Here is a 26985-nt window from a genome sequence, read left to right on the forward strand (position 1 = left end):
GTGAAGCCATGAAAAATAACTATATCCCAACGGCTGCGGGCCTCTATGTGAACTATTTGGTTCACGGAATGGGAGTATTGCTGGTCACCCTGAATATGGCGCACTTACAAGACCAGTGGCAGACCGATGCCGCTGGTGTTTCTATTGTAATTTCGTCATACGGGATTGGACGCATGGTGGTGTTGCTGGTCTCCGGCATGCTGTCTGATAAGTTTGGTCGTAAGCCTTTTGTTTACCTGGGAATGATGTGTTACATGATCTTCTTGCTTGGGATGATTTCCAGCGGGAGCATTTATGTGGCTTATGCCTTTGGCATTATGGCCGGAATGGCCAACAGCTTCCTCGATTCCGGAACCTATCCGGCGCTGATGGAGTCATTTCCCCAGTCACCGAGTACGGCAAACATCCTGATCAAGGCGTTTGTCTCCGGTGGTCAGTTCATGCTGCCTTTCATCATCAGTATCATTATCTGGTTTGACGGTTGGTTTGGCTGGTCATTCGTGATTGCGGCTGTAATTATGGCGATTAACGCGGTTTACCTGAGGAAGCGCCAATTTCCCGATCATCGTGCGGTGGCCGTCGCTGCCAACGGAGCGGGCGGGGAAAAGGCCAATGAGCGTGAAAGTACCCTCTTCGATGGCGTCTGTTTTACCCTGTACGGCTATATATCGATGGCGACGTTCTATCTGGTCAGTCAATGGCTGGCGCAGTTCGGTCAGTTTGTCGTCGGAATGCCTTATGAGTCGTCGATCAAATTGCTGAGTATTTACACCGTTGGCTCGCTGGTCTGCGTGTTTGTCACGGCAGCACTGGTGAAAAAGGCGGTAAGCTCGGTATTCTTGCTGATGCTTTATACGTTTATCTCCTTCTGCGCGCTGCTGGTGGTTTGCCTGTTCCCATCACCCATGATGGTCATGGCGTTCTCGTTTGTGATTGGTTTCTCGGCGGCGGGCGGTGTCATGCAGTTGGGATTGACGATCATGGCGATGAGTTTCCCAAGCGGCAAAGGCAAGGCGACGGGGATTTTCTATACCGCAGGCAGTCTGGCGACGTTTACCATCCCGCTGATCACGGCGAAGTTGTCCCAGGTGAGTATCGCCAGCATTATGTGGTTTGATGTCGGTATCGCGGCGGCTGGTTTTGCGATCGCCCTGCTGATTGGTTATCGTCAGTTTGGTCCGCGTACTGCCGGTGCGAATGTAAACAGCGCCAATGCATAAGTCTGAATTCAAGGAACAGTAAAATGATGAATACCGTCACGGTCAAAAATATCACCTTTGGTGAAGGTGCACCGCGCATCTGTGTGTCACTGGTGGGCAAGACCCTCAGCGAAATTCAGGCTGCCGCGCAGGAGTTGTCCCGCATTGATGCTGACGTGATTGAATGGCGGGTTGACCACTTCAATGATGTTGAGGATCTGGCCGCAGTCAAACAGGCGCTGCAAGAAATTCGCGGCATATTGCCTGAGGCTCCGTTGCTTTTTACCTTCCGTTCCAGGGAAGAGGGCGGCGAGCGCGCCATCAGTAAAGATGCCTACTTCCTGTTGAATGCAACCGTTGTAGCCACCGGGCTGGTGGATATGATAGATGTGGAACTGTTTAGCGATGAAGTGCAAATCCCGGCGTTGTTGGCGCATGCGCATCAGTCTGGGGTGAAGGTCATCATGAGTAATCATGATTTCCATAAAACACCGGCGAAAGAAGAGATCATCTACCGCCTGCGCCGTATGCAGGAACTGGGTGCCGATCTGCCGAAAATCGCCGTCATGCCGCAGTCTCCGCTGGATGTGCTCACGCTGCTGGAAGCGACCTGGGTGATGAAGCAGGAATATGCCACGCAACCGTTGATCACCATGTCGATGGGCGGTACGGGTGTCATCAGCCGTCTCGCCGGGCAGGTGTTTGGCTCAGCCATGACCTTTGGTGCCGCGCGTCAGGCATCTGCGCCGGGCCAGATTGATGTTGCCAAACTGCGCAGCATTCTGACCCTGCTGGACAAGTAGTTAGCGTAAGTCATCAGCCTCAACAAGAAGGGCCGGGTAACGCTGGCTCTTATATATAAGTCCCTCGGTTATGCCGGGGGATTTTTTTGACTCTTTTTACATTCCCCCGATTTGAAATGGACGTTGATTTTAGGGAGATCGCCATTTTTTCATCTAATTACTATATTGGATAAACAAGTTTTTCAAATGGGAGGATGATTTTTTATTCCCTCTCAATTAGTATGGTTTTCCTCTTGTAAGTATCCTGTTTAAGGAAAAATAATGGGTATTTTTAGTGCGCTGATGGGTAATGCTGGCGAAATTAATGCCTCTGAAGCTCAAAGCGAGTTTGGTCATATATTAGGCGAAGACGAAGTTTGTGAGCTGGCCTATAAGTTAATTCGCGATCTGGTTGTTTTGACCAATCGCCGACTGATTCTAATTGATAAGCAAGGCCTGACCGGTAAGAAAGTGGAGTATCGCTCAGTACCTTACAAAGCGATTACTAATTTTTCTATTGAAACAGCCGGGAGTTTAGATCTCGACGCGGAGCTAAAGATCTGGGTCTCTGGATTGCCTCAGCCATTTAGTAAGCAGTTCAATAAAAATGCCAACATCTACACGTTGCAGGCTCTTCTGGCCAAGAAAGTGGCTGGATAAAATTCCCATATCAGCAAACTCACCCTGCAGCTGAGGGATCCTACAAATCAGTGCTAATAACGTCGGATAGGCGCAACCCGTAGCCAGACTGCGCCTGTCCGACCTCATGCTCGTGCTGTCTGCCAGCCCTTCGCTCCAAGATCATTGCTCGTTTCAGGTCTTATCCAATGGACAAATTTTCGGCAGTTCTGGCGTACAATCTCAAGCTGGCTGAAAGATGCTGCGCCCAATGTTACGCGCGGCGTCGAGGCAAGCGTTCGGCTCTCCCAGTTCAGGCATCAGTAACATTTCAGATGTCACAACCGGAGCGCCGCAATAATCAAAGATACCGTGCGCTATCTGCACGTTAAACGCGTCAGAAAACCCGTGCCGCTCATAGACACCTTTAGTCGCCGCCCCCAGAGCAACAAGATGTACAGGCAAATGCCCCAGTTTCTTTACAACGCTGCCATCCGCTGTCTCTTCATAAGCCCAGCCATTCGAAAAAACACGATCTATCCATCCCTTGAGCAAAGCAGGCATTGTCCACCAGTAGATCGGGAACACTAAAACCAAGGTGTTGGCACCATCGATACGCGTCTGTTCTGCCAGAATATCTGCTGGAACTTTACTGATTCGTTGGAAAGTCTCGATATCGGAGGCAGAGAAAACCGGGTTGAAACCTTCTTGGGTGAGATCGGCAATTTCAAAGGTATTGGCTGGATCGGCTTTGGTTATCCCTTCAGAAATTGCTGCAACAACGCTATGGGTCAATGACGTGTCGATGGGATGGGAGAGAACGATTAGCGCGTGCATTTTGGGCATTCCTATTGTCAGGGACGGATACAAGACGTAATCTATATACCAACAGTAAGTTACCATCGGTAAGTTACCTTTAGTATATAACTCTGTCAACGGGTAAACACTGATATGATGTCCAAGCCACATTCGCGGATTCGATTATCGAGAGAACAGCGTTATGAACAGCTAGTGGAAACTGCCTGGAAAATCATTCATGAGGAAGGGACGGAAGCGCTGACTCTTGGTCATCTGGCAGAACAGTCCGGTGTCACCAAACCGGTGGTTTATGACCACTTCACCAACCGCTCCGGGCTTTTTGCCTCGCTGTATCAAGAGTTTGATAATCGGCAGACTGCACTTATGGATGATGCCATCCAAAAAACCAAGCCAGAGCTTGAGCTGTTAGCGTCTGTTATTGCAACTTCCTACATTGAATGTGTACTGCTTCAAGGGCGTGAAATGCCAAGTGTAATAGCCGCGCTGGCCGGTACCCCTGAATTAGAGAAAATCAGGAATGATTATGCCGTCATTTTTACTGAGAAATGCCGCAAGATATTTGCCCCGTTCTGCCATGATAAAAGCATTCATGACGCTGCGTTATGGGCCATGCTAGGTTCTGCTGAAGGATTATCCTATGCCACCACTTGTAGCGCCATTACGGCAGACCAGGCCAAAGGTGAGCTATTCAGCGTGATAATCTCGATGGTGCAGAGGAGTTACTATCAACCGGATAACGCTATGCCATAATGGGGTATGAGGGCCAATGGAACGAAAATGCACGCTAAGCACCTACAGCTAGGGCTGGCGTATTCTGGCGGCAATCAGCAGTGTGAGGGAGGCTTTCCCGAATGCAACGACATAAAACGCAAAGGTGTGCATTAACCTGTCTTTTGATCAAATCTCCTGTTCAAGGGACTTGGTCAAGGGGATGCCTCAGAAAACGGAATCTATGGTCACTCCCATTTCTGCAACAAACGACCTGATCAAGAGGCTGCCACCTGAGCCCCTATCACCAGAATTTCGCCGCGCAAAAATAACCGGGCTTGAACCCTAAAACTGGATTGATGGCCCGTCACGCTATTGAGGTTTTTCACCTGACGATGCTCCACGCTATTGAGCATTTTCTTCAGGAAATGGTAAGCCTCTTTTTACCCACTACTTCAACAACGTGGTCTTACTGAACGAAATAATGAAATCCTTGAAGGCGCTGACCGCTGGGGAAAGGCTGCGCTCCTTAAGCGTGGCGAGATAGACATAGCGCTTTTGACCGATGTTGTTGATAGTCATGACATTCACATTGGCGCGTGACAGCGCACTGATCCTCGGCATAATGGCAATACCGTAATTGATACTGACCAGCCCGACCATCGCCGTATCCTCTTCGACGTAACACGCCACTTTCGGGACGATCTGTTTTTGTAAAAACAGCGAATCGATCAACTGGCGCAGGCCGCTTTTCCTGGAGAAATAGACAAAAGGATAGTCAGCCGCCTCAGCGAGATCCAGACTGCGGCGTTTTTGCTGCGCCAGCGGATGATCGCAGGATGTCACCAACACCATTTCCTGGCTGGTGATGGGGATGAATTCGACGTCAGGCTGATCGGGGACGTGCGAACAGATGGCAAGATCAAACTTCTCTTCCCGTAAATCCTGGACAATAGACAGCGTGGTGCCCTGATAAAAAGAGAAGGTGATATCTTCATGTCCCCCGTGCTGGCAGAAGTTATCGATTAATTGCGGCACCACTTGCTCACCCATGGTGTAAATAAAGGCCAAATCTATATTCCCACCGCTGCCGGTACTGAATTGTTGCAGCGTTTTTTTTCCTTTATCCAATTCACTCAGGGCATTTTCTACAAACGGCAGAAATAGTTTCCCGTGTTTCGTCAAACGCACATTGCGGCCATATTTTTCAAACAACACAACGCCCAACTCTTTTTCCAGTTCAGAGATAGCGTGGCTCAGCGAGGGCTGCGTAATGAACAGACAGGCGGCAGCTTCAGTATAGTGTTCAGTTGCGGCGAGCTTTCTAAAATAGTTGAGTTGACGTAGATTCAAAATGACACCTTTTCCTTGCGTCAGGGCGAGTCAATTGCACTCACGGGAAATAATAGTGATTAATTTCAGATAATTACATCATATCCTATCCACTTGCCTTACCCTAGATAATTCTGCCGACGCGTAGTTCCCAGATGCCGGAGCCTAGTGGCAGAGCGGTTGATCCGGTTGCGAAGGGGGACCTAACCTTTAGCAGTTACGTGACAGCAAAGCCTGCTCCGGTTAATATCATCGGTGACACCACTGATATTAACCGGAGCCTGATATGGCTAATACACCGAGGCAAACTACCACGCTGCGCATTGAGCAAGACATAAAGGATCGGCTGAAAACGCTGGCCGACGATCGCCACAGTTCAACTCATGCACTAATGCTGGAAGCCATCGCGGAATACGTTGATCGGGAAGAGAAACGCAGCCTGTACCGCAAAGAGGCTCTTGAGGCTTGGCAGGAGTACCAGGAAACAGGGGAGCACATCACGGCAGAAGAGACTGTTACGTGGCTGGAGTCCTGGGGTTCTGGAAATGAACAGGACGCTCCTGCATGTCACAAGTGATTGTGTCAAGGCGCGCGCGTCTGGACTTGCAGCGTTTGCAGGACTTCCTTAAAAAGAAAAACGCGCTGGCGGCAAAAAAAGCCGCGGAAATCATGATCCGCGGCATTCGTCAGTTGGAAAGCCTGCCTGATATCGGGCGACCTGTTGAGCATCTTCCACTGGAATATCAGGAACTGGTGATCGAGTTCGGCAGCAGTGGCTATGTGATGCTCTATCGCCACGATGAGTTCACAGACCGCGTGGTCATCCTGACCGTCAGACACCAAAAAGAAGCCGGATATCAAAGCAATTAGCTTTATAATGATTGAAAAACTTACCGATCAACCGTTTTTTAAAGCAATGAACAGCGCCCACTAATTTGAGAAAAAACGCACAATCAATAGTCAGGGCGGTATGCAACCGCCCGTGTTTGTCACCTCTGGCTTCAAAGCATCTTGCTGACAAATGATTATCCACCGCCATTTTCGGTGTGCTTTTCCTGCTGGTACCACTGCAATTTGCTAAAGGACAACTGGCAGTTTTCTCCTTCTTGTGGTCCGTTTGAACGGCGCCCCTTTTGAATGCGCAACTCCTGATTACCCACCAGAATGTTGTAGTCGATCACTTCCCCCAGATAGGAGCGCCGCTTGACGTGACCCGGTACGCCGCCCTGAGTGACAAAATCGATCTCCGAAGGGCGGCAGGCCAGAACCGCTTTTCCTTGTGACTGCAACTCCGCAGGTGGGGCGGGATGGATCGCATAGCTCCCCTCAACGTCCGGGAAACGGATACCCTGACTGTCGCAACTGACCTGCAACTGATTGGAGAGGCCAATAAAGCTGAACACAAACTGGTTGGCCGGTTGATTGTAGATATTCAGCGGTGTGTCTATCTGCTGGATAACCCCTTGCTTCATCACCATGATCCTGTCGGAAAGCGCCATGGCTTCTGACTGGTCATGGGTAACATAGATGATTGAAAAACCAAACTTGCGCTGCAAGGCTTTAATCTCAAAACGCATCTCTTCACGCAAATGGGGATCCAGGCTGGACAGCGGTTCATCAAGCAGCATGACGTCCGGGTTGATTGCCAGCGCCCGCGCCAGTGCCACGCGCTGTTTACCCCCACCAGAGAGATCGTCAGGGCTTTTGTCGGCGACGCCAAGCAGGTTAGTGTGTTTGAGCGCCTCGCGGGTGCGCCGTTCAATTTCCTGTTTGCCAAGCTTGCCAATCTGCAATGGAAACGCAACGTTGTTGAATACTGACATATGCGGCCAGACGGCAAAGGCCTGAAATACCATACCGAAGTTGCGCTTCTCCGGCGGCAGGTAGAAATTTTTCGCCTGCGAGGAAAGAATTCGTTCGCCAACGCGGATTTCACCGCCGTCCAGATCCTCAAATCCGGCGATCATCCGCAGCGTGGTGGTTTTTCCGCAGCCGGAGGGGCCGAGCATCGAGAAACACTCACCGCGTTCAATCGACAGGTTCAGGTCTTCAATGGCAACAACGTTACCAAACTTCTTCATCACGTGGCTTAGCTGTACGTAACTCATTATGTTCTCCTGAACCGTTATTTCTTGGTATTGGTGTAACGGCGGATCAGCGTCTGTCCGGCGACGATAATAATCAGGGCGATGCCCGCCAATGCTGCCGAGTAAACGGTTTCCCCATCCTCATTCAGGGTATAGATCGCCACCCCGATGGTGCGGGTGGAGGGGCCGTAGAGCATGACGGAAACGGTCAGTTCGCGCAGGGCTGGCAGGAAAATCAGGAAGAACGCGGCCACCATGCCGGGTTTCACCAGCGGCAGCACGATGTCCCGCAGCGACTGCCACATCGACGCGCCGCAGGCGCGTGCAGCCTCGACCAGCGAATCATGCACCTGCTCCAGCGCCGCCGAGTTAGCCTTCAGTGAGAACGCCATGTAGCGGGCGATATAGGCGACCAGAATAATCCAGACGGTGTTGTACAGGTTGATACCGAATTTACCGCTCCACGCCAGAATTACCCCCAGGGCAATAACCGAACCGGGGACAGAGAAGGGCAGCATGCCGAGGAACTCCAGGAAGCCTTTGCCCCGCACGCGCATTTTGACAATCACGTAGGAGATCATTACCCCGGCAAACATGGTAATCACCGCGGCGGCCAGACCCAGAAGGATACTGTTGCGAATGGCGTCCTGCGTGAGCTGCCAGTCAAACAGAATGAACTTATAGTTAGCCATCGTCAGGTTTTCCATGGTCATCGGCAGACCGTAGGTACGCAGTCCACCGACCAGGAAGATGGTGGCGGTCGGCAACACGATGGTAAAGGCGATGTACAGCAGGCAAATCACCAGCAGCGGTTTTCTCAATCCACGCAGTTTTACCTCAACCGGACGGAAACTCTTGCCGGCAATGATCTGGAAACGCCCCTTGTTCAGGATACGGTTCTGCAACCAGATAATGCAGGCGGCGCTGATGACCAGTACGGTCGCGAGCACGGTGCCGGTACGGATGGCCTCGAAACTGCCGCCGCTCTGGTGAATGCGTTCGTAAATCAGCGTGGGAATATTGAAGATGCCGTTTTCAACGCCGAGCACCGCGACGGTCCCGAAGTGCGCCATGGAGTAGAGCATAATCAGCAGCGCGCCGGAGATAATGCTGGGCATCACCAGTGGGATGGTGATTTTTCGGGTGATGGTCAACAGACTGGCACCCGAGATACGTGCGGACTCTTCCAGTGTCGGATCCATGCGTTCAAGGGCACCGCATACCTGAATAAAGACGAAGGGAAACAGATACATGGTCTCCACCGCCATAATGCCGCCATAGCTGTAGATATTGAAGAGGGCGTCCTCAAGCCCGAAGTTATCCATGAAAAAGCGGTTGATATAGCCTGCGCGCGGCGACAGCAGCATTTTCCAGGCCAGTGCACCGATAAAAGAGGGCAGCATGAAAGGCACAAGGAACATCACCTTCATGAAACCTTTATAGGGCAGGTCGGTGCGGGTCACCAGCCAGGCGAAGAAGGTACCGATGCAGGTACTCATCACCGTGACGCCAGCCGCGATAAACAGCGAGTTGAGCAGCGCCTCGTAGGTTTCTGGCTCAGATAGGATACGCAGCACGTCTGAGACATTGAACTTGCCGTCAACCCAGAATGAGTTGATAAAAATCAGCAGCACCGGCACAGCAACCACGATAATCAGAATGCCGATGGAGATGGCTAAAATAATATTGGCTACGCCGAAACGACTTTTATTCCTGGCGACTGTAGACATCATTACCCCCTCAGTGATACGTCGTTGGCGAACCAGTGCAACTCGTGAAACGTCACCTGGCACGTCTCCTGTTCAGCGAACATCAACTGATTTGACAGGGCTTCGTGGGTGGAAATCTCGGTTCGCAGCGTGGTGCCGTCGATATCGATCATGTAGTCCATCACCGGCCCCAGAAAGCTGGCGCGCACGATTTTTCCCGTCAGTCCATCGCCATCGCGGCTGAGGATGATATCCGACGGTCGGCAGCCAACTTTCCCCGACTCCGCAGGCAGCCCCGGCCAGTTGAGTATCTGCTGCCCCTCGCCAATTTGGTGGCGATCGACGTGATGGGTCACTGGCAGAAAGTTTGCCAATCCCATAAAGCGGAAGACCTGCTCGTTTTCCGGTTGCTCATAAATTTCCCACGGGGTACCGATCTGGCGGATGCTACCCTGTTTGTCCATGATGGCCAGCCGATCGGAGATCGCGAGTCCAATCTCCTGATCGTGGGTAACGTACAGGATGGTAATGCCCAGCTTTTTCTGTAGCTCCTTGATTTCGAACCGCATCTCCTCGCGCAGATTGGCATCAAGGTTGTTCAGCGGTTCATCGAGCAGCATTAGCGTGGGGCGGGCGATCAGCGCCCTTGCCAGCGCGACGCGCTGTTGCTGCCCGCCAGAGAGTTGCGAGGGGAGGCGCTGCTCCAGACCGGTGAGGTTCACCAGCGCAACGGTTTCCATCACGCTCTGGTGGATCTCCGCTTTGCTTTTGCCTGCGAGTTTCAGCGGGTAGCCAATATTGTCGAATACCGTCATGTGGGGCCAGACGGCATAATCCTGAAATACCACGCCGAGATCGCGCTGATCGGGGGGAATGTCGGTATGGTTGGCGGCGTCGGTTACGACCCTGCCGTCGATCAGGATCCGCCCGCTGTCCGGTACGTCGAAACCGGCGAGCAGGCGCAGCAGAACTGTTTTTCCGCAACCTGAAGGGCCAAACAAGGTAAAGCATTCACCGTGTTCGACCGTCAGGTTGAGATTTTGCAGTACCTGGTTGGTGCCAAATTTTTTGCTGATGTTTTCAAAAATGATCGTTGCCATAATCGCGTCCCATCATCAGTAGTGAACGAGCGCAAAACTCATTCCCTTATTACCCGAAGCTGTAGCGCGGGATCGTTCGTTTATTGTTGGGCTACAGCTTCAGGAGCGGAAGATATAAGGAAATTATCTTCCCTGTAGGATCCGACCAAATTGCTTGACCGTTTCTTCTTTATTACTGATCAGGGATTCATAATCGATTGGAATAGCGCGGGCGATCGCTTCTTCCGCCGACGGCATGGCAAATTTCTCGGGGATACTGATTCCTTTTCTTACCGGCAGCGTTCCTTCCTGCACAATAATATTCTGCCCCTGTTCCGAGAGAATAAAATCAATAAACTTTTGTGCTGCGTTGATATTCTTACTGCCTTTCATAATGGCGACCGGGCTGGGAATAACCAGCATTTCCTGCGGATAGACCAGCTTGAGCGTGGCGCCCTTGGCGATTTTGTCGTTGGTAATATAATCCACCGCCAATGATGCCAGGAGATCGCCAGAGGCGGTATCATCGACCACTTGCCCTGAGCCTTTACCGACCTTGCCCTTATTCTCCTTCATTTTTTCAAAGTATTCCCAGCCGTAAAGCGACTTGAGCAAGGCGACGCTCATGTAAGACGTACCGGAGAGCGCCGGGCTGGCGACGCCATAAGCACCTTTGAATTCAGGCCCGAGTATATCCTGCCAGGTGGCGGGAGGCTGTTTGACAAAGCGGGTGTTGTAGGCGATGCCGAGCGTTCCAAGGCGGACTGGGGTAAAAGAGCCGTCGTAGTCGGGGATAGGGTTGACGATATTGGCGACTTCGGGGGAGATGTAGGGTTCCAGCATCCCGTTCTTCTTCATGTTGTAGAAGTCAGGGACTTCGCTGGTCCAGATAATGTCCGCCATGATCGTGCCTGATTCTTTCTCGGCGGCAATCTTCGCCATCAGTTTGCCAGCACCGGCAGATTGGTAGTCCATGGCGATCTCGGGGTGCTGTTGCTTAAATCCCTCTTTGAGCTCGCCGATCAGCGACTCTTTCATGGAGGTATAGACGATCAACTGTTCCTGCGCATAGGCGCTGTTGGCCGCAGAAAATATCAGGGTGAGGGATAATAAGAGGGTGGAATGACGTTTTATCATAATCTTTACTCCTGTCAATGAGATGTCATGGGTAAACACTGCATATATTGGTCAGGTAATGATATTTATTGTCTGAGGTGTGATCCGCGAAAAATTACTCCCTGCTGTTTCTGTGTTTAAGGCGACGGCAGTGAAATAATGATGAGATTTTCCCTGGTGCTTATTTCTCCCGAGCACTATAGCGCTTATTCTTTATAAAACCATGCTGGGGGATTACCCGGTTTTGGGTTGTTTTTGACACAAAATGCCTCAGATGACTGCGTCAGTTTTGCCCCTTTTGGGTATAATTGTCAGGAATCTAATTCTCATCACATATAATTTAGTCTTTATGACCCAAAATAACTTTCCCTAATCTGAATTGAAATTATTGCTTTTTTGATATCAATCACACATTAACTCATATATGCCCGTAATCATTGAAGAGACCATTTTCTTATGAGTGATGTTTCTCAAGGGTGAGGTAATGGAGAGCCGCTGGCAATGCTGCGGCGTCAGGCAAGCAAAATAGAGAAGCGCGGGAGAGTAGTGATGAGGACGACATTGTTGCTGCTTTTTCTGAGCTTTGCCTCCACGGCTCAGGAACTGGTGATTGGCACCACCTACTCCCTGGAAGCAACAACGCACGTTATCTCCGTATGGCGAACTTTTCCAGAATCGGTACCGACCCGTACTGTCAATCGTACCAGCACGTCTCTTGAGCAACTGTTGTCGGCATCCCCGGAGGATTCAGTCGATCTGATCCTCAGCTCCTCGCCGATTTTGTTCACCCATCTGCAGGAGAAGGGGTTGCTGGCTGCGGTGATTGCTCCCGACGCACCGGAGCAACAATGGGTACCCGGGCAGTTGCGCGGCCACGTTGTGGCGTTCTCCGTCTCAGGCTACGGAATGCTGATCAACCAGCACTATCTCGATGGGCAGGGGATCAGCGCACCCGAGGACTGGGAAGGGATGGCGGATCCGCGTTTGCGCGGTATGGTCATTCTCAGCAGTCCGTCACGATCCGACACCAATCACATCATGATAGAAACCCTGCTGCAACGACGCGGCTGGGAGTCCGGCTGGCGTCTCCTGCTGGAAATTGCGGGCAATCTCGGTACGCTCTCTTCGCGCAGCTTCGGCGTCGCGGAAAAAGTGCAGGCCGATCTGGCGGCAGTGGGACCGGTGCTTGATAGCTATGCCAATGTGCTGCTGGCGAACCCCGATCTGCGTTTCCATTATTTTCCTGATTTTACCGTCTCGCCGACCTATATCGCGGTCAACGCCAAGAGCCGCAATATTGCCCATGCACAGGCATTTATCCGCTACTTGCTCAGCGAGCGCGGACAGCAGGCGCTGGGGGAGGTTGAAACCGGTAAATATCCCATTATTCGTCTGCCGGTGGACCATCCGCTTGCCGCACGCCAGCACCAATTGCTGTCGCTGCCGCCGATTGATTATGGGCTGATGATCCGGCGCCAGAGCCTGGTGCGTTCACTGTTTGATATGGCTATTTCCAACCGTCTGGCGCAATTGCAGGAAGGCTGGCGCAGCCTGCATCAGGCGGAACAGCAGATCGGTCATTCATTGCCTGAATTAAGGAGGCTGCTGACAGATATCCCCGTTAGCGAGGCGCAGTCGCTGGACGCCGCCTACCTGCAAAGCTTTGGCGTTCGCACGCAGGCCTACAGCAATAACAATCTGGAGTTGATTGACTGGCAGAACTATTTTCACCTGCGCCAGCGCCAGCTGTACACCGCGCTTGGCAAGATGGGCGTTGGTACTGCCAGTACCAGCCAAAGCGGGGCGGGGCGCAAATGAGGGAATCATCGATAAGTGCCAGGCTGCAATGGGCGTTTGCCTTCAGCGCCCTGTTGACGCTGTTTGTGGGTGGTGTGGGTTTTTACGCCTGGTATCAGCAGCGGGCGCAGATCACCTTTGGCGTGACCGATTACTTTCCCAAGGTGAATGCCGCGTTGCAGGTTGAGGAGAACCTGAATCTGCTGATGAACGAATACAACGCCCTGATTCAGGCTTCAGTCGTCGCCGAGCAGCAACAGGCGCGAAAACGGCTGGATATCCGGTTGAGTCATCTGCGCAGCCTTGCCGCCACGCTCGATAACCGTATTGGTGACATTATCCTCAAACAGGTGCGGGTGGCTGAGCAGCTACTGCCCCAGTTGGACGACAGTCTGAACCAACGTTTTCAACTGGTTGAGCGCCTGCGCATCATCTCGGTACATATCAACTGGCTACACGATGACCTCAATAGCGAGTTGAAAGCGTTGTTGCAGGAGGTGGGAATGCAGCAGTCAGCACTGCTGGAAGCGCTGGTAAAAGAGAACGATCGTGATAAACGCCCGGCACTCCAGGATGCGCTGCGTGTCATTCAGGATGAACAGCGGCGGGTCTACAACATCATTTCGCTGGAAAACCAGATAGTGAATGACCTGCAGGAGCAAATCCTGAACGGCAACCAGACCAACCAACGGGATCACTATAACTATCTTAGCTACCTGAAGGGATTGCTGGATGAAAACATGAGCGTGCTGACGCCTCATTCTTCCAGCATCAGTGTGCGGCAGATTATGGATGAATTGCTGGGCTACGGCCTGTTGCCGGATCGGTTACCTTTTCTGCTGATCGAGCGCGATCGGCAACAGCAGAAACTGGAACAGCAGATCGCCGATAAAGACCGGATGCTGCAACTGTTCCGCCAGCAGGTGGAGTCGCAGATTGGCGGCAGTCAGCAACAGTTGCAAATGCTGCATCAGGTGATCGAGAAAAGCACCCATATCAGCGGCCTGCTGATCGTGCTTGCCATGCTGACTGCGTTGCTGCTGTTTCTCGGCGTTAATTTCTTCTATATCCGTCCGCGTCTGCTTGGGCGCTTCATCCGCCTGAACGAGGCGGTAACGCGGCTAAGCCAGGGGGAAGCGGGCGTCGCGATCCCGGTGGGCGGAAGCGATGAACTGGGCAGAATCGCCCGTCTGCTCCAGCGCTTTTCGGCGGAGGTAGAGAAAAAGAGCGCAGAATTGCAGGAGCGGAATGTGCTGTTGCAGCAGGAGGTGCTGGAGCGGGCGCAAGCCGAGCAGGAGCTGCGTACCATGCAGAATGAGCTGATTCAGGCGGCAAAGCTGGCGGTAGTGGGGCAGACACTTACCACGCTGGGGCATGAAATCAACCAGCCGCTGAACGCGCTGGGAACCTATCTGTTCAGTTTGAATCGTGCGCTGGAACGTGACGACAGGGACGCGGCCAGACTCTATCTGGAAAAGATGCGGCGTTTGATTGAGCGCACCGCCGCCATTGTGCGCCGGTTGCGCCAGTTTGGTCGCCGCAGTACGGGAACCGACGTGTTGCAACCGGTGGAGATAATGAATTGCGTCCGGGAAGCCTGGGGGTTATTGGAGTCGGTACACCGCCCGCGCAGGGCCGAACTGCGGTTATCAGAAGGTGAGGTATGGGTGCTGGGGGAGGAAGTATTGCTACAGCAGGTGTGGGTTAATCTGTTCACCAATGCGCTGGAGGCAATGGCAGAGGGAGAGCCGCCGCGCTTGCAACTTCAGGTGGATATGCAACAGCACGATGAAGTCAGCCTGTACTTGAGCGACAACGGCTGCGGCTGGCCGCTGCAACTGGCCGATCATCTGCTGCAACCCTTTACCAGCAGCAAGTCGGTGAATCTGGGGATTGGCCTGTCGATTAGCTGCTCAATCATGATGCAGTGCTCGGGAGCGCTGTCTATTGCCTCAACGCTGGACAGGCACGCGCTGGTTATTCTTGTACTACGGAAACAACCGCTATGTTAACGCAGCAGACACAGATTTTATTGATTGATGATGACCCGGACGTTCTGGAAGCTTACTGCGACCTGATGAGTCAGGAGGGCTATCAGGTTCAGGCGCTGGCCGACGCCAACGGTGTGGCGAAATTGATCCCGACGGACTGGCCCGGTGTGGTGGTGAGTGACGTATTGCTGCCGGGCGACTCGGGCCTGACGCTGTTGGATAATTTGCTACAGTGCGATCCGACTCTCCCGGTTTTGTTAATCACTGGTCACGGTGACGTCCCGATGGCGGTGGATGCGGTGAAGCGCGGTGCCTTCGACTTTTTAGAGAAGCCGGTTGCTGCTGAAAAACTGCTGGCGCGGGCAGAGGCGGCATTGCAGCAGCGCCGGGCGCTCATCGAAAGGCGCAATTGGCAGAAGCAGACGCTGGGCGAAAACCTGTTGGGAGATAGCCAATGGATGATGGATCTGCGCATCCGGCTGCAAAAACTGGCAGAAGTGGATCTGCCGGTAATGTTTTTCGGCGAGATTGGAACCGGTCGTCGGCGTGCCGCGGATTACCTGCATCGTCTCGGTGAACGCCATCAGGCACCGCTGGTGGTGCAAGAATTATTGCCCGATAACGGACTACAGCTTGGTCAGTTGTTGGAGCGGGTACAGGGGGGCAGCCTGGTACTGAAAAACATCGCACATCTACCGTTCAGCACCCAGTTGGCGCTGGCACAACTGCAACAGAGCGACCAGCGCAGCTTTCGGCTGATTGCCATTGATGAACAGAGTCCGGCGGCGCTGGCGGTGGCGCAGCGGCTGGTGCCTGAGCTGTATTATCTGCTGTCGTTGACCCAGATTGAGATGGTACCACTCAGCTTGCGCACCCAGGATATCCCGGAAATATTTCGCCACTATCTGCTGGCGGCCTGCCGTCGCCTTAACCGCTGTCAGCCACAGCTTAGCCAGAAATTCCTGACCAGCCTGATGCGTCGCCCCTGGCCGGGGAATGTACGGGAACTGGCCAATGCCGCAGAGCTCTATGCCGTGGGGCTATTGCCACAGATCCCGCAGGGTGCGGCGCTCAGCCTGACTCAGGCGCAGTCGCTGGACGAGCGCATTGAAAGCTACGAGCGCAAGATTATCGAGGAGGCACTGAATCTGCATCAGGGGCGAATCAATGATGTGGCGACCTATCTGGATGTGCCGCGCAAAAAGCTTTACCTGCGAATGAAGAAATATCAGCTCGACAAGAGCCACTATAAGGATTTCCTGCTTCCTTGACGCGTTGGCTGCGGAGCCGTTGTGGCGCTTCTGCTATTGCCGTCGATGCGGATCGGGCAGCGTGTCCCAAATAACTTAAGTGGCAGAGCCACGACCCCTGCAACGCTTCATTCCTGTAGGATATTTATTGATGCTAAATAAACAAGATATTGCAGAAGGCCGGGTCTCTTCCGTTGAGGATGTGAGGTCGCGGATGAAGGCAGCCAGAGCTGAAGGGAAATGAAACCACCCTACGTAATACAGTTCGCTCGTGCCGCTGAAATGTGTTTGTCAGATATCGAGTCTTTAAAAATTACTACAGTGGGTGCAGAGGCGGCAGCTCACTTTGTCGATGCTCTTTTGGACGATATTGTGGAACATCTGGAAAATGATCCTTTGCGTTATCGCCAGAATATTCAGCTTGCTGAACTTGGTTTTGATGCGAGAGAGTTTCTGGAGCCAAACGGCTATCGTACGCTTTACGGTGTCAAGGAACAGGTCATTGATGTGTGGCTGGTTCTACATACCCGACAAGACAGCGAGAAAGCACTTTGGCGCTATATGATGTTTCGGTGAATCCTGAAGGCCCTTTTTCTAAATCTAGGTTGGCACGCCGCCCCGATAAGCGCGAAAGTCGCCGCTGATTGCGAGCCCAACCGTTTTCAAATGCGAGCCCTTACACTTACTCAGATAAAGTCCGTATTGTGTTCAGAGAAGCGCGTCGTCAGAAATTTCTTGAACAGTTGCACAGCGGAAGCCGCAGTGGAACTCCAGGCGAAATCCTGAAAGACAAAATGCCCGCAATACGGCAACATCAGTAAGGAAGCATCCGGAATAAGCGTTTTCATTTCCACAAGCTGTTCCGGCAACACCATATCCCGATCTCCGCCGACAATGAGTGTGGGTACCCGTAAGCTTGCCAGGAGTTCCCGGCTGATAACACTTTCTTGGTTCCACAGCTTTTTTGTTTTGGCAATAAAGGTTTCCGGCGTGGGGGGCGGATTCAATTCGGCATACTGCTCAAGCACTTCTGGCATATGCTCTTGCACAAACTCCACAGACAGCGCGTCAAACATTGCCAGACATCCTTCGGACATGCCGGACAATCCCTTATAATTTCCCGAGATGGCGATGAGGCTCTTTACCGTTTCCGGAAAACGGCTTGCCATGTGCAGGCCAATGTTTGCACCATCGCTATAGCCGATGACATGAAACGGCGGCAGATCCAGCCCGCGGGCGAATGCAGCCAACTCTTCCGCCATCAGGGCATAGTCGAAAGGCGCATCCGTATCCGCTGTTCTGCCATGCCCGCGTCGATCCACGGCAATGACGCGGAACCCATCCGCCAGTTCCGCCAGCAAATTGGTATAATTGGCGCAGGTATCAAGTCCGCCGTGCAGAAACAGGACAGGCTCCCCCTGTCCTTCCATTGTGTAAAACCAGTTGATTCCCGCAGTTGTCATTTGCATTGCTCAGTCCTTTTTATGGAAAATAGAATTTTTCCGAACCTCAAAGGCCCGGTGAGATGTAGCAAAGGCTTCCCACTGATCTTTAAAATTATGAATACGATCAGCAGTCAGATATTTTGTTCCATGTATTGCTGTGCAGTATGAACGGCTTTGGTTGAAGGATATCCCGTTGATACTTTCTGCCAACGCGTTAGCTCTTGTGATCATGACTTCCTATCCTTGTTTGTTGTAGAGATTACAAATACTGTTTATTTATACACGAGTCAAGGGCGGGATAGGGTGCTTTGGACATTTATGTGTATACCTTAAATGCATGTGATTAACTACACCATCAAGGCTTGATCAGCACTACAGAACGGGCAGCATTGGAGAAAAAATTATGAGCGGATTAATTTCCCCGATTGTTTCGGGGTTTGATATCGAAGACGGCCCAATGGGAGCGAAGCTGTGATTTCAAACGCGAAAGTCGCCGCGAGTCCGGCTATTCAGTGTCAGGTTTTCATTTTCAGTGATTCAATGAACGTAAAAACCGCCGGGCGATACTCTGTCGCCCGGCGGTTTTTTATTCTAAGAAATTTTTTATTCCAAGAAGTAAGGTAATTACTCCGGCTGGTGAACTAAATCTTTCTTACCTGCCACGTGCCTGGCGTACAGCGCGGTAATAATCGGTACCAGAATTGCCGTTACAATGACGCTGGCCGCAACTAACGCCGTAGCCGATGCGGCGACAGATTCAAAGGCCGGATTCATTTGGGCAATAATCACCGGATTGGCAACTGCGGCTCCCGCTGCGGATGAGGCCGCAATACCTGCCGTACCATTTCCTCCGCCAATTACTTTGTCAGCAATAATCAATGGAATACCGGTCACAATAATGACGGCTACACCCAGCATAATACCCAGCAGGCCGGTATCCATGATGACGCCCAGATTGATGGTGTTACCCAGAGCGAAACCGAAGAAAGGGATCAGCGTTGGTGTCGCTTTGCTGAAGAATGCGCGCAGGTCGTGGTCAAGGTTACCGAGGGCAAAACCGATCAGGAACGGCAGAACAGCGCCGACAAAATGGTGTGGTTCAAAAGATGCCAGACCGGCAGAACCCAAAATCACCATGGTCATTAACGGACCAGACTCCAGAGACATCAATACAAACGCGCCAGACTCTTCTTTGGTTCCGTACTGATTCATCAGGCTGGCATAGAGGCCACCATTGGTCATATCCATGGCAGAAACGATCGCCAGCACAGATAAGCCGGCAAACATCCCGGTTTGGATCCCTTGCTCAGGAATGAATGAGGCGGCGATCATTGCCACGGCCCAGGCGACGGCAATTTTGGTTAGCACGAGCGTCCCTGACTTGCGTAAAACGGTGCCGGTCGCCCGTAAATCGATGGAGGCGCCTATGCAGAAAAACCATACGGCAAGAATTGGAACGGTACCGCTAATCATCCCTTTGGTAAAGGAGCCGAAATAGGCGCCGGTATCCGGTGCGAACGTATTTAAAATCGCACCAAGTAACAGCGGCACGAGCATCATACCGCCAGGAATACGTTCAATTGTTGCTTTGATTTTCATAGCAAATCCTCTTCGCTAGCTCTTTTTACGCGCAATGGTGTAGCGAAAAAAAGGTGTGATTGTTGGCAGTAAAAAGATTTTCTTTTTACTGGTTTATTCATATTGACGATTAGGAGTAATCTGAGTTACTCAAAAGTACCGTTAAATTTTACGCGTGATGGTCTTGTTCCTTTTGTGGTGCAAGTGCCAGCAATGTCTTAGAACGTTACTATTGCTTTTCGGAAACAATAATTCAAGTATAATGAAATGATATTTCAATTTAGATCGCATTACTGCATTAATGTAGATGATAAGATGCTGTCAATTATCGTTTAATGTTGTTTTTGTATAAAATAATGACGATGATTTTCAATTTTTCTTAATAGAAAACGGATGTTAGCAAAGTAAAGTGCATCCGTATCACCAGTGAGGAAGTGCAATGGACATTCGTCAAAGCATCCATAGTGATCATGCAAAAACTCTGGACACCGCCGGTTTACGTAAAGAGTTTCTCATCGAAACCATCTTTAGTGCCGATGAATACACAATGACTTACAGCCACATCGACCGCATCATTGTGGGCGGTGTAATGCCGGTTACCCGCACGGTGAGCGTGGGCGGCGAAGTGGGCAAACAACTGGGTGTGAGCTATTTCCTTGAACGCCGTGAACTCGGTGTGATCAATATCGGTGGTACCGGCACCATCACCGTAGATGGTACTTGCTTCGAGATCGGCCACCGTCACGGCCTGTACGTAGGGAAAGGGGCGAAAGAAGTGGTGTTTGCGAGTAACGATCCGCAAAACCCAGCTCGTTTCTACTATAACTGCGCGCCAGCGCATACTGCCTATCCAACCAAACACGTGACGCCTGCGGACGTCTCGCCAGTGACGTTGGGTGACAACGTCACAAGTAACCGTCGTACCATCAATAAATACTTTATTCCAGACGTGTTGGAAACCTGTCAACTGAGCATGGGACTGACCGAATTAGCGCCGGGTAATCTGTGGAATACCATGCCGTGCCATACACACGAACGCCGCATGGAAGTCTATTTCTATTTCGGTTTGGAAGAGGACAGTTGCGTATTCCATATGATGGGTCAGCCGCAGGAAACCCGGCATATCGTGATGCAAAACGAGCAGGCGGTCATTTCACCAAGCTGGTCAATTCACTCCGGCGTTGGCACTCGCGCCTATACGTTCATTTGGGGTATGGTGGGTGAAAATCAGGTGTTTGACGATATGGATCACGTGAAAGTCGGCGATCTACGTTAACGGCAAAATCGTCATCCGCTATCTCAATCTGAGGGAAGCAATGTGCTTCCCTTTGAAAAATGGCTTTTGTGGTTTGAGGTCCAACGGAACGAAAACGTAAGTTAAGAAGATAATTCATTGTTTAAATTGAAATTTAATGACCTCATCTCAATTTACTATCAGCAATATTCCAAGGAATCCAAGATTAAAATCCCGTAAACCGTCAACAACTTGATAGCCCAGGCAGTACGCCAGGGCGAGTTATCAGTGGATTAGAATGGTCAGAATTTTACGTTAACTTTTGCCCTGAAGGTGCGGTCTGGCTCATTAACAGACGTATTGGCGGAATAGCCAAAGCTGCTGTTTCGAGATAATCAACGCACTAAACCAAACTGAATTTCGATGTTATTATATCGGGCCTCCGAACCGTTCCAATCATGATATATCTCCCTACTTTCGCCAGAGTAGGCATAGTGAGACATATCGATTTCGGCGACAAGAGGCGCATACCCCTTTGTAAAAAGCGTTCTCAATGATCCCTGATGCACTTTACTTGCCACCATGATCGGCTCCAGATGGACAAGCTCTAGTTTGCCATCATAGTGCTCGGGCCTCTTTATCGGGCGGCATATTTCCCAATCGAAGAAAGTTTTACTATCCTTTGGGAGATTGCGGGATATGAAAAGCCACGGGCCGTCAATTTCCAGTCCGGCCTCCAAAATCTGCTTCTCTATTGCCTCCGCACATTCCGGCACACACTGCTTGATGTCGGGGATCCTCAAGCGCCTCTTTTCGCACAGGACCCATAAATCCGGAGTTTCCTTGATGTCCATAACTTCTCCCTATAGCCAAAGAATTCATGATAATAGTACGCGGTTTGAAATTATACCGCCCACTTGAAATACATAATATCAGCAACATTATATTCATTAGCCAGGTAAGAACGCAGTAAAAAATCAGCTAGCCGTACGCATTCAGGAGCAATTGCGGGTAGTCAATTTGAACTAACCCCACAAAAAAGGTGGGGTTAGTCAGCAGTCTGAAATGCCAGTCAGTGTTACCTGACTGGCATTTTTTAATGCGCCGTAATACTTCAGCTATCAGTCGCGGCTCAATTGACCGGTTTCAGCACGATACGCTTGATATCACCGACGATAAACAAGTAGCTGCACACGGCGATCAAGGCGTGGATACCGACATACACCAGGGCACCTTTGAACGACCCGGTGGTACCGATGATATAACCGATCGCGATAGGGGTGACGATGCCGGAAATATTACCAAAGGTATTGAATAAACCACCGCTCAGACCGCTAATCTCTTTCGGCGCAGTATCGGCCATAACCGCCCAACCTAGGGCACCCAATCCTTTGCCGAAGAAAGCAAATGCCATGACACCCACCACCATCCATTCAGTGTCAATGTAGTTACAGAAGATCATCGACATGGACAAGAACATGCCAATAACAATCGGGGTCTTACGGGCAAAGGTTAAGGAATTGGTTTTACGCATCAGGTAGTCAGAGATAATGCCGCCCAAAACCCCCCCGGCGAAACCGCAAATGGCTGGGACAGATGCCAGGAAACCGGCCTTGAGGATCGACATCCCCCTTTCTTGCACCAGATACACCGGGAACCAGGTAATGAAAAAGTACGTTAATGCGTTGATACAGTACTGCCCGAGGTAAACACCGACCATCATACGGGACGACAGCAGTTGTTTAATTTGCTTCCACTTCTCGCCCTTCACCGGAGTGCGTTTTTCATTCTTCACATCGATATTGATCAGTGCGCCACCGGCTTCCATGTACTCGAGTTCGGCCTGATTGATACCGGGATAATCTTTCGGATCATGAATGACCTTCAGCCAAATGAAGCTGATGATGATACCCAGTCCGCCCATAAAGAAGAAAACGTGCGACCAACCGACCGCATGGGTTAACCAACCCATTATTGGGGCGAAAATAACGGTAGCGAAGTATTGTGCCGAGTTGAAAATTGAAACGGCAGTTCCACGTTCTTGTGCCGGGAACCAGGCTGCCACTATTCGACTATTCCCCGGGAAGGAAGGCGCTTCGGCTAACCCCACCAGGAATCGCAAAATAAACAGGGAGATTACGATGCCAGCACCACTGAAGATATCCACAAAACCTTGCAGCAGGGTAAACAAAGACCAAATAAAGATACTCCAGAAATAGACGCGTTTAGAGCCAAAGCGATCGAGTAACCAGCCACCAGGGATTTGACCGATAACATATGCCCAGGAGAATGCTGAAAACACATATCCCATGCCGATTGCATCCAGTCCAATCTCTTTTGACATGGCAGAACCAGCAATTGAGAGGGTGGCCCGGTCACCATAGTTAAAAGAGGTGACAATAAACAGCATTACCACTATCCAATAGCGTTTATTGGTTCTTTTTTGTATTGCGCCCGCGGCAGTACTTACCGTATCCATAAATAACTCCTGAATTATGACGATATGCTGCATTCATTCTGTAAAAAGATTTAATAAATAAACATCAGAATGAAAGTATTAAATTAGGTTATCCCTGTGTGGCGATCACGCTGCCTATTACACTTACTCCCTCGAACAAGATAGAGTATAGAGAGGCGCTATTGTTTATTCACTAGACAAACCAACAAATCTATCCGGCATAACGCGTTATTTATGTTGCATATGCCCAACTCTCTGTGTGCTGGTTCACGAAACTCAAATAATGGTTAAAGCCGCTGAAAATACCCTTGATTTAACTTTTGAGTCAGTGGGGTTTTGTTTTTTAAAGACATTCACAGCATTATAAAAATGAAAAGTCGTTTCATTTTTATAATGCGCGATGAGCCGCCTGAGGTTTTCAGCCATAACGTTGAGAGCGGGGGTTTTAATGGGGTTTTCAGTGTTCAAAGAGGGAGGGTTTTAAAAGGGCTGATAATTAAATCAGTCGCTGTTAATTATTCTTTGACATTAATTTTCCTACCCACAGCTATCGTCGCTGCAATATTCCGCGCATTGAGAAATACATTATCTGTAGCATTATTCAGCGCGTGCCGCGTCATCTTCATTCTTTGCAACAGGGAGCAGGAAGATATAAAAACCGATATCCGGTAACCGATTAATGTTTCGCCCTGCGATAAAATTATCAGCAGGGCGATGTTCACAACCGGAATTCAACAGATCGCGGTTTAACGGACCAGACAAGGACGCTTGTTATCGAAGGTCCAGTTTGGAATCAGGAATTGCATGCCCATCGCGTCATCACGGGCACCCAGACCATGCTTTTTATACAGCTCATTACCTTTCATCACCTGATCCATATCGATCTCGATACCCAGCCCAGGTTTCTTCGGTACTTCGACCATCCCGCCAACAATCTGCAACGGTTCTTTGGTTAAACGCTGATTGCCTTCCTGCCAGATCCAGTGGGTATCAATGGCGGCGATTTTGCCCGGCGCGGCAGCGGCGACGTGGGTGAACATCGCCAGGGAAATATCAAAGTGGTTGTTGGAATGTGAACCCCAGGTCAGGCCAAATTCGTGGCACATCTGTGCAACACGGACTGAGCCTTGCATTGTCCAGAAGTGCGGATCTGCCAGAGGGATGTCAACAGATTGTAATGAAAGGGTATGACCCATTTGGCGCCAGTCGGTGGCAATCATGTTGGTGGCCGTCGGCAAGCCGGTTGCACGGCGGAATTCTGCCATGACTTCCCGCCCGGAGAACCCCTGTTCTGCGCCACACGGATCTTCGGCGTAGGCCAGTACGCCACGGAGCTGCTTGCCTAAACGGATGGCTTCTTCCAGTGACCAGGCACCATTAGGATCCAGCGTGATACGGGCTTGCGGGAAACGTTTCGCCAGCGCAGTCACGGCTTCAGCCTCGTCACTTCCGGCCAGAACGCCACCTTTCAGTTTAAAATCATTGAAGCCATATTTTTCATAGGCGGCTTCAGCAAGGCGCACGACCGTATCGGCGCACAATGCTTCTTCGTGACGGAGGCGATACCAATCGCACGGATCGTTTGGTTGACTCTGATAAGGCAGATCGGTTTTGTTACGATCGCCGATATAGAATAAATAACCGAGCATTTCAACAGCATCACGCTGTTGTCCATCGCCCAGCAAGGAAGCAACAGTGACGTTGAGGAATTGACCCAACAGATCGAGCAAACCGGCTTCGATACCCGTGACAACGTGAATGGTGGTACGAAGGTCGAAGGTTTGCTGACCACGTCCGCTTGCGTCACGATCGGCAAACTGATTGCGCACTTTCGTCAGAATATTTTTATACTCCCCTAGGGTTTTCCCAACCACCAGCGGTACTGCATCTTCCAGCGTTTGCCTGATTTTCTCCCCGCCAGGGATTTCACCTACGCCGGTGTGACCACAATTATCAGTCAGGATAACGATGTTACGCGTAAAGAAAGGGGCATGTGCTCCGCTCAGGTTGAGCAGCATACTGTCATGACCGGCGACGGGGATGACTTTCATTGACGTAATCGTGGGTAAGGATTTATCTTGTGTCATTTAAAAATACCTCAGATAGCGTTTAGCTGATGACGAATAGTGAATAACTAACCGGTTAAGGCGAAAGGGGATAAGCATTAATGCCCGTAGAAAACGTGATAAAAGTATAAGGGCGTCCAGTTAATAAACCATCGGGCGAATATACAAAAATAACATTATTTCAGGATTGGTTTATGTGCATGCGCCCTATCGATTGCGCCTTTGCTCACACTCTGACAATTCCTTACGTCATCAATATACCCTTGGATAAGTTAACTATTTACGCCCAAAACAGGGGCGCTTGCGGTCAAATTTCCAGCCGGGTACCAGATATTGCATCGCCGCGGCATCGTTGCGTGCTCCGGTTGGCAGGCGTTTATGCAAGTCGTGGGCTTTCAGCACTTGCTCCATATCGATCTCGACGCCAAAGCCCGGGGCATCAGGCACCGCAATTTTGCCGTTCACTATTTGCAACGGCTCTTTGGTTAAACGCTGGTTGCCTTCCTGCCAAATCCAGTGGGTATCAATCGCCGTCGGATTGCCTGGCGCAGCGGCACCCACATGCGTGAACATCGCCAGGGAAATATCAAAATGGTTATTGGAATGACAGCCCCAGGTCAAACCCCATTCATCACAAAGCTGGGCGACCCGAACTGCACCGTGCATCGTCCAGAAATGGGGATCGGCCAGAGGAATGTCCACCGCTTGCAGCATGACTGCATGATTCATCTCGCGCCAGTTGGTGGCAATCATGTTGGTTGCTACCGGTAAACCCGTCGCCCGGCGGAACTCGGCCATCACTTCGCGACCTGAGAAACCCTGCTCCGCCCCGCACGGATCTTCAGCGTAAGTCAGGATGCCTTTCATGTTTTTGCACAGTGCGATGGCCTCATCCAGCAACCATGCGCCATTGGGGTCAACGGTGATGCGCGCCTCCGGGAACTGTTTTGCCAACGCAGTCACGGTTTCGATTTCATCCTCACCGGGCAAAACACCGCCTTTGAGTTTGAAATCCTTGAAGCCATAGCGATCTTGGGATGCTTGCGCCAGCCGTAAAATCGCGGCGGTATCCATCGCTTTCTGGTGACGTAAATCGTACCAACTGTGTTTGTTCTGCTCACCGCCGAGATAAGGCAGATCGGTTTGCGTACGGTCACCGATATAGAACAGATAACCGAGAACCGTCACGCTATCGCGTTGTTTGCCCGGCCCGAGGAGTTCAACAACCGGCACGCTGAGGAATTTACCCAACAGATCCAGCAGGGCGGCTTCCAGTGCCGCGACGGCGTTGACGCGCAATTCAAACGTCCAGGCTCCCTTGGCAAAAGAGTCAAAATCGGTTGATTGATTTCCGGTGTGAATCGCGTGAACCAGTTGATTCATCCGGGCAACTTGTTTGCCCAATACCTGCGGAATGGCATCGATCAGCGTCTGATAAATAACCTCTCCGCCGGGGGCTTCGCCTACGCCGGTATGCCCGGCGCTGTCGGTAAGAATCACGATATTTCGGGTGAAGTATGCGCCGTGCGCACCGCCAATATTGAGCAGCATACTGTCATGACCCGCAACGGGAATCACTTTCATGTCGGTAATGACCGGACTGCTTTGCGTATTGCTCATAATGAAGATCCTTTTTCTGCGTGATACTTTCTTTAGGCGTGAAAGTGCTGTTGGGAATGAGGTAGTCGTAGCCGAAAATATATTTTTATCAGTATAG

25 protein-coding genes are annotated in these 26985 nt (G+C 51.0%); 12 read left to right on the top strand and 13 right to left on the bottom strand.

What is annotated here, in order from left to right:
• Nucleotides 1–8: 8 nt before the first annotated feature.
• From DRI82_RS17715 to DRI82_RS17725, 3 genes are all read left to right on the top strand, one after another.
• Nucleotides 9–1220 carry an MFS transporter gene (locus tag DRI82_RS17715; protein ID WP_114195237.1) on the top strand — a complete coding sequence of 404 codons (1212 nt, stop codon included), beginning with the start codon at nt 9–11 and terminating at the stop codon, nt 1218–1220.
• A gap of 23 nt (nt 1221–1243) precedes the next feature.
• The gene (aroD, locus tag DRI82_RS17720) at nt 1244–2002 is read left to right on the top strand and encodes a type I 3-dehydroquinate dehydratase (protein ID WP_114195238.1); all 759 of its coding nucleotides are present in this window, start codon (nt 1244–1246) and stop codon (nt 2000–2002) included.
• A 261-nt stretch (nt 2003–2263) separates the two neighbouring features.
• Nucleotides 2264–2641, top strand: a complete 378-nt coding sequence (locus DRI82_RS17725; protein ID WP_114195239.1) for a PH domain-containing protein — start codon at nt 2264–2266, stop codon at nt 2639–2641.
• Between the two features lie 201 nt (nt 2642–2842).
• Here DRI82_RS17725 and DRI82_RS17730 read toward each other — a convergent pair whose 3' ends face one another.
• A complete protein-coding gene (locus DRI82_RS17730; RefSeq protein WP_114195240.1) occupies nt 2843–3436 on the bottom strand; it encodes an NAD(P)H-dependent oxidoreductase in 594 nt (197 codons plus the stop codon).
• Between the two features lie 117 nt (nt 3437–3553).
• Here DRI82_RS17730 and DRI82_RS17735 point away from each other — a divergent pair, with 117 nt between their 5' ends.
• A complete protein-coding gene (locus DRI82_RS17735) occupies nt 3554–4168 on the top strand; it encodes a TetR/AcrR family transcriptional regulator (RefSeq protein ID WP_114195287.1) in 615 nt (204 codons plus the stop codon).
• A 408-nt stretch (nt 4169–4576) separates the two neighbouring features.
• On the opposite strand, the gene DRI82_RS17740 is transcribed toward DRI82_RS17735, so the two are convergent.
• Complete coding sequence (locus DRI82_RS17740) at nt 4577–5479, bottom strand: LysR family transcriptional regulator (RefSeq protein WP_114195241.1); 903 nt, start codon at nt 5477–5479, stop codon at nt 4577–4579.
• Nucleotides 5480–5744: 265 nt separating this feature from the next.
• Here DRI82_RS17740 and DRI82_RS17745 point away from each other — a divergent pair, with 265 nt between their 5' ends.
• Nucleotides 5745–6035, top strand: a complete 291-nt coding sequence (locus DRI82_RS17745; RefSeq protein WP_114195242.1) for a CopG family ribbon-helix-helix protein — start codon at nt 5745–5747, stop codon at nt 6033–6035.
• Complete coding sequence (locus DRI82_RS17750; protein ID WP_114195243.1) at nt 6023–6328, top strand: type II toxin-antitoxin system RelE/ParE family toxin; 306 nt, start codon at nt 6023–6025, stop codon at nt 6326–6328. The genes DRI82_RS17745 and DRI82_RS17750 overlap by 13 nt, the downstream gene beginning before the upstream one ends.
• A 155-nt stretch (nt 6329–6483) precedes the next feature.
• On the opposite strand, the gene DRI82_RS17755 is transcribed toward DRI82_RS17750, so the two are convergent.
• From DRI82_RS17755 to DRI82_RS17770, 4 genes are all read right to left on the bottom strand, one after another.
• Nucleotides 6484–7566 (bottom strand): ABC transporter ATP-binding protein, encoded by a 1083-nt coding sequence (locus DRI82_RS17755; protein WP_114195244.1) that lies wholly within the window; start codon nt 7564–7566, stop codon nt 6484–6486.
• Between the two features lie 17 nt (nt 7567–7583).
• Nucleotides 7584–9278, bottom strand: a complete 1695-nt coding sequence (locus DRI82_RS17760; RefSeq protein ID WP_211317677.1) for an ABC transporter permease — start codon at nt 9276–9278, stop codon at nt 7584–7586.
• The gene (locus DRI82_RS17765; RefSeq protein WP_114195246.1) at nt 9278–10354 is read right to left on the bottom strand and encodes an ABC transporter ATP-binding protein; all 1077 of its coding nucleotides are present in this window, start codon (nt 10352–10354) and stop codon (nt 9278–9280) included. Before DRI82_RS17765 ends, DRI82_RS17760 begins: the two co-directional genes overlap by 1 nt.
• Before the next feature lie 123 nt (nt 10355–10477).
• Nucleotides 10478–11470 (bottom strand): ABC transporter substrate-binding protein, encoded by a 993-nt coding sequence (locus tag DRI82_RS17770; RefSeq protein ID WP_114195247.1) that lies wholly within the window; start codon nt 11468–11470, stop codon nt 10478–10480.
• A gap of 528 nt (nt 11471–11998) precedes the next feature.
• Between DRI82_RS17770 and DRI82_RS17775 the strand changes: the two genes are divergently transcribed.
• From DRI82_RS17775 to DRI82_RS17790, 4 genes are all read left to right on the top strand, one after another.
• Nucleotides 11999–13267: an ABC transporter substrate-binding protein gene (locus tag DRI82_RS17775; protein ID WP_114195248.1), complete on the top strand. Its 1269-nt coding sequence runs from the start codon at nt 11999–12001 to the stop codon at nt 13265–13267.
• Nucleotides 13264–15258: an ATP-binding protein gene (locus DRI82_RS17780; RefSeq protein WP_114195249.1), complete on the top strand. Its 1995-nt coding sequence runs from the start codon at nt 13264–13266 to the stop codon at nt 15256–15258. The genes DRI82_RS17775 and DRI82_RS17780 overlap by 4 nt, the downstream gene beginning before the upstream one ends.
• Nucleotides 15252–16508 (top strand): two-component system response regulator PgtA, encoded by a 1257-nt coding sequence (pgtA, locus tag DRI82_RS17785; RefSeq protein ID WP_114195250.1) that lies wholly within the window; start codon nt 15252–15254, stop codon nt 16506–16508. The genes DRI82_RS17780 and pgtA overlap by 7 nt, the downstream gene beginning before the upstream one ends.
• Before the next feature lie 219 nt (nt 16509–16727).
• Nucleotides 16728–17063, top strand: a complete 336-nt coding sequence (locus DRI82_RS17790) for a type II toxin-antitoxin system RelE/ParE family toxin (RefSeq protein ID WP_114195251.1) — start codon at nt 16728–16730, stop codon at nt 17061–17063.
• 110 nt (nt 17064–17173) lie between these two features.
• On the opposite strand, the gene DRI82_RS17795 is transcribed toward DRI82_RS17790, so the two are convergent.
• From DRI82_RS17795 to kdgT, 3 genes are all read right to left on the bottom strand, one after another.
• Complete coding sequence (locus tag DRI82_RS17795; protein ID WP_114195252.1) at nt 17174–17956, bottom strand: alpha/beta fold hydrolase; 783 nt, start codon at nt 17954–17956, stop codon at nt 17174–17176.
• Nucleotides 17957–17959: 3 nt separating this feature from the next.
• Complete coding sequence (locus DRI82_RS17800; RefSeq protein ID WP_114195253.1) at nt 17960–18163, bottom strand: hypothetical protein; 204 nt, start codon at nt 18161–18163, stop codon at nt 17960–17962.
• A 393-nt stretch (nt 18164–18556) separates the two neighbouring features.
• Complete coding sequence (kdgT, locus tag DRI82_RS17805; protein WP_114195254.1) at nt 18557–19531, bottom strand: 2-keto-3-deoxygluconate transporter; 975 nt, start codon at nt 19529–19531, stop codon at nt 18557–18559.
• A gap of 418 nt (nt 19532–19949) precedes the next feature.
• On the opposite strand from kdgT, the gene kduI reads away from it, so the two are divergent.
• Nucleotides 19950–20786 (top strand): 5-dehydro-4-deoxy-D-glucuronate isomerase, encoded by an 837-nt coding sequence (gene kduI / locus DRI82_RS17810; protein WP_114195255.1) that lies wholly within the window; start codon nt 19950–19952, stop codon nt 20784–20786.
• 353 nt (nt 20787–21139) lie between these two features.
• Here kduI and DRI82_RS17815 read toward each other — a convergent pair whose 3' ends face one another.
• Nucleotides 21140–21598 carry a GyrI-like domain-containing protein gene (locus DRI82_RS17815; protein ID WP_114195256.1) on the bottom strand — a complete coding sequence of 153 codons (459 nt, stop codon included), beginning with the start codon at nt 21596–21598 and terminating at the stop codon, nt 21140–21142.
• A gap of 278 nt (nt 21599–21876) precedes the next feature.
• A complete protein-coding gene (locus tag DRI82_RS17820) occupies nt 21877–23223 on the bottom strand; it encodes an MFS transporter (protein ID WP_114195257.1) in 1347 nt (448 codons plus the stop codon).
• 348 nt (nt 23224–23571) lie between these two features.
• On the opposite strand from DRI82_RS17820, the gene DRI82_RS17825 reads away from it, so the two are divergent.
• The gene (locus tag DRI82_RS17825) at nt 23572–23874 is read left to right on the top strand and encodes a hypothetical protein (protein WP_157968096.1); all 303 of its coding nucleotides are present in this window, start codon (nt 23572–23574) and stop codon (nt 23872–23874) included.
• Between the two features lie 74 nt (nt 23875–23948).
• Here DRI82_RS17825 and gudD read toward each other — a convergent pair whose 3' ends face one another.
• Together gudD and DRI82_RS17835 are read right to left on the bottom strand one after the other, a co-directional pair.
• Nucleotides 23949–25289, bottom strand: a complete 1341-nt coding sequence (gene gudD, locus DRI82_RS17830; RefSeq protein ID WP_114195259.1) for a glucarate dehydratase — start codon at nt 25287–25289, stop codon at nt 23949–23951.
• A gap of 255 nt (nt 25290–25544) precedes the next feature.
• Entirely contained in the window at nt 25545–26888 is a 1344-nt protein-coding gene (locus DRI82_RS17835) for an enolase C-terminal domain-like protein (protein WP_114195260.1), read from the bottom strand.
• Nucleotides 26889–26985 lie beyond the last annotated feature (97 nt).

It is taken from the genome of Edaphovirga cremea (genome assembly GCF_003332275.1).
Taxonomy (GTDB): domain Bacteria; phylum Pseudomonadota; class Gammaproteobacteria; order Enterobacterales; family Enterobacteriaceae; genus Edaphovirga; species Edaphovirga cremea.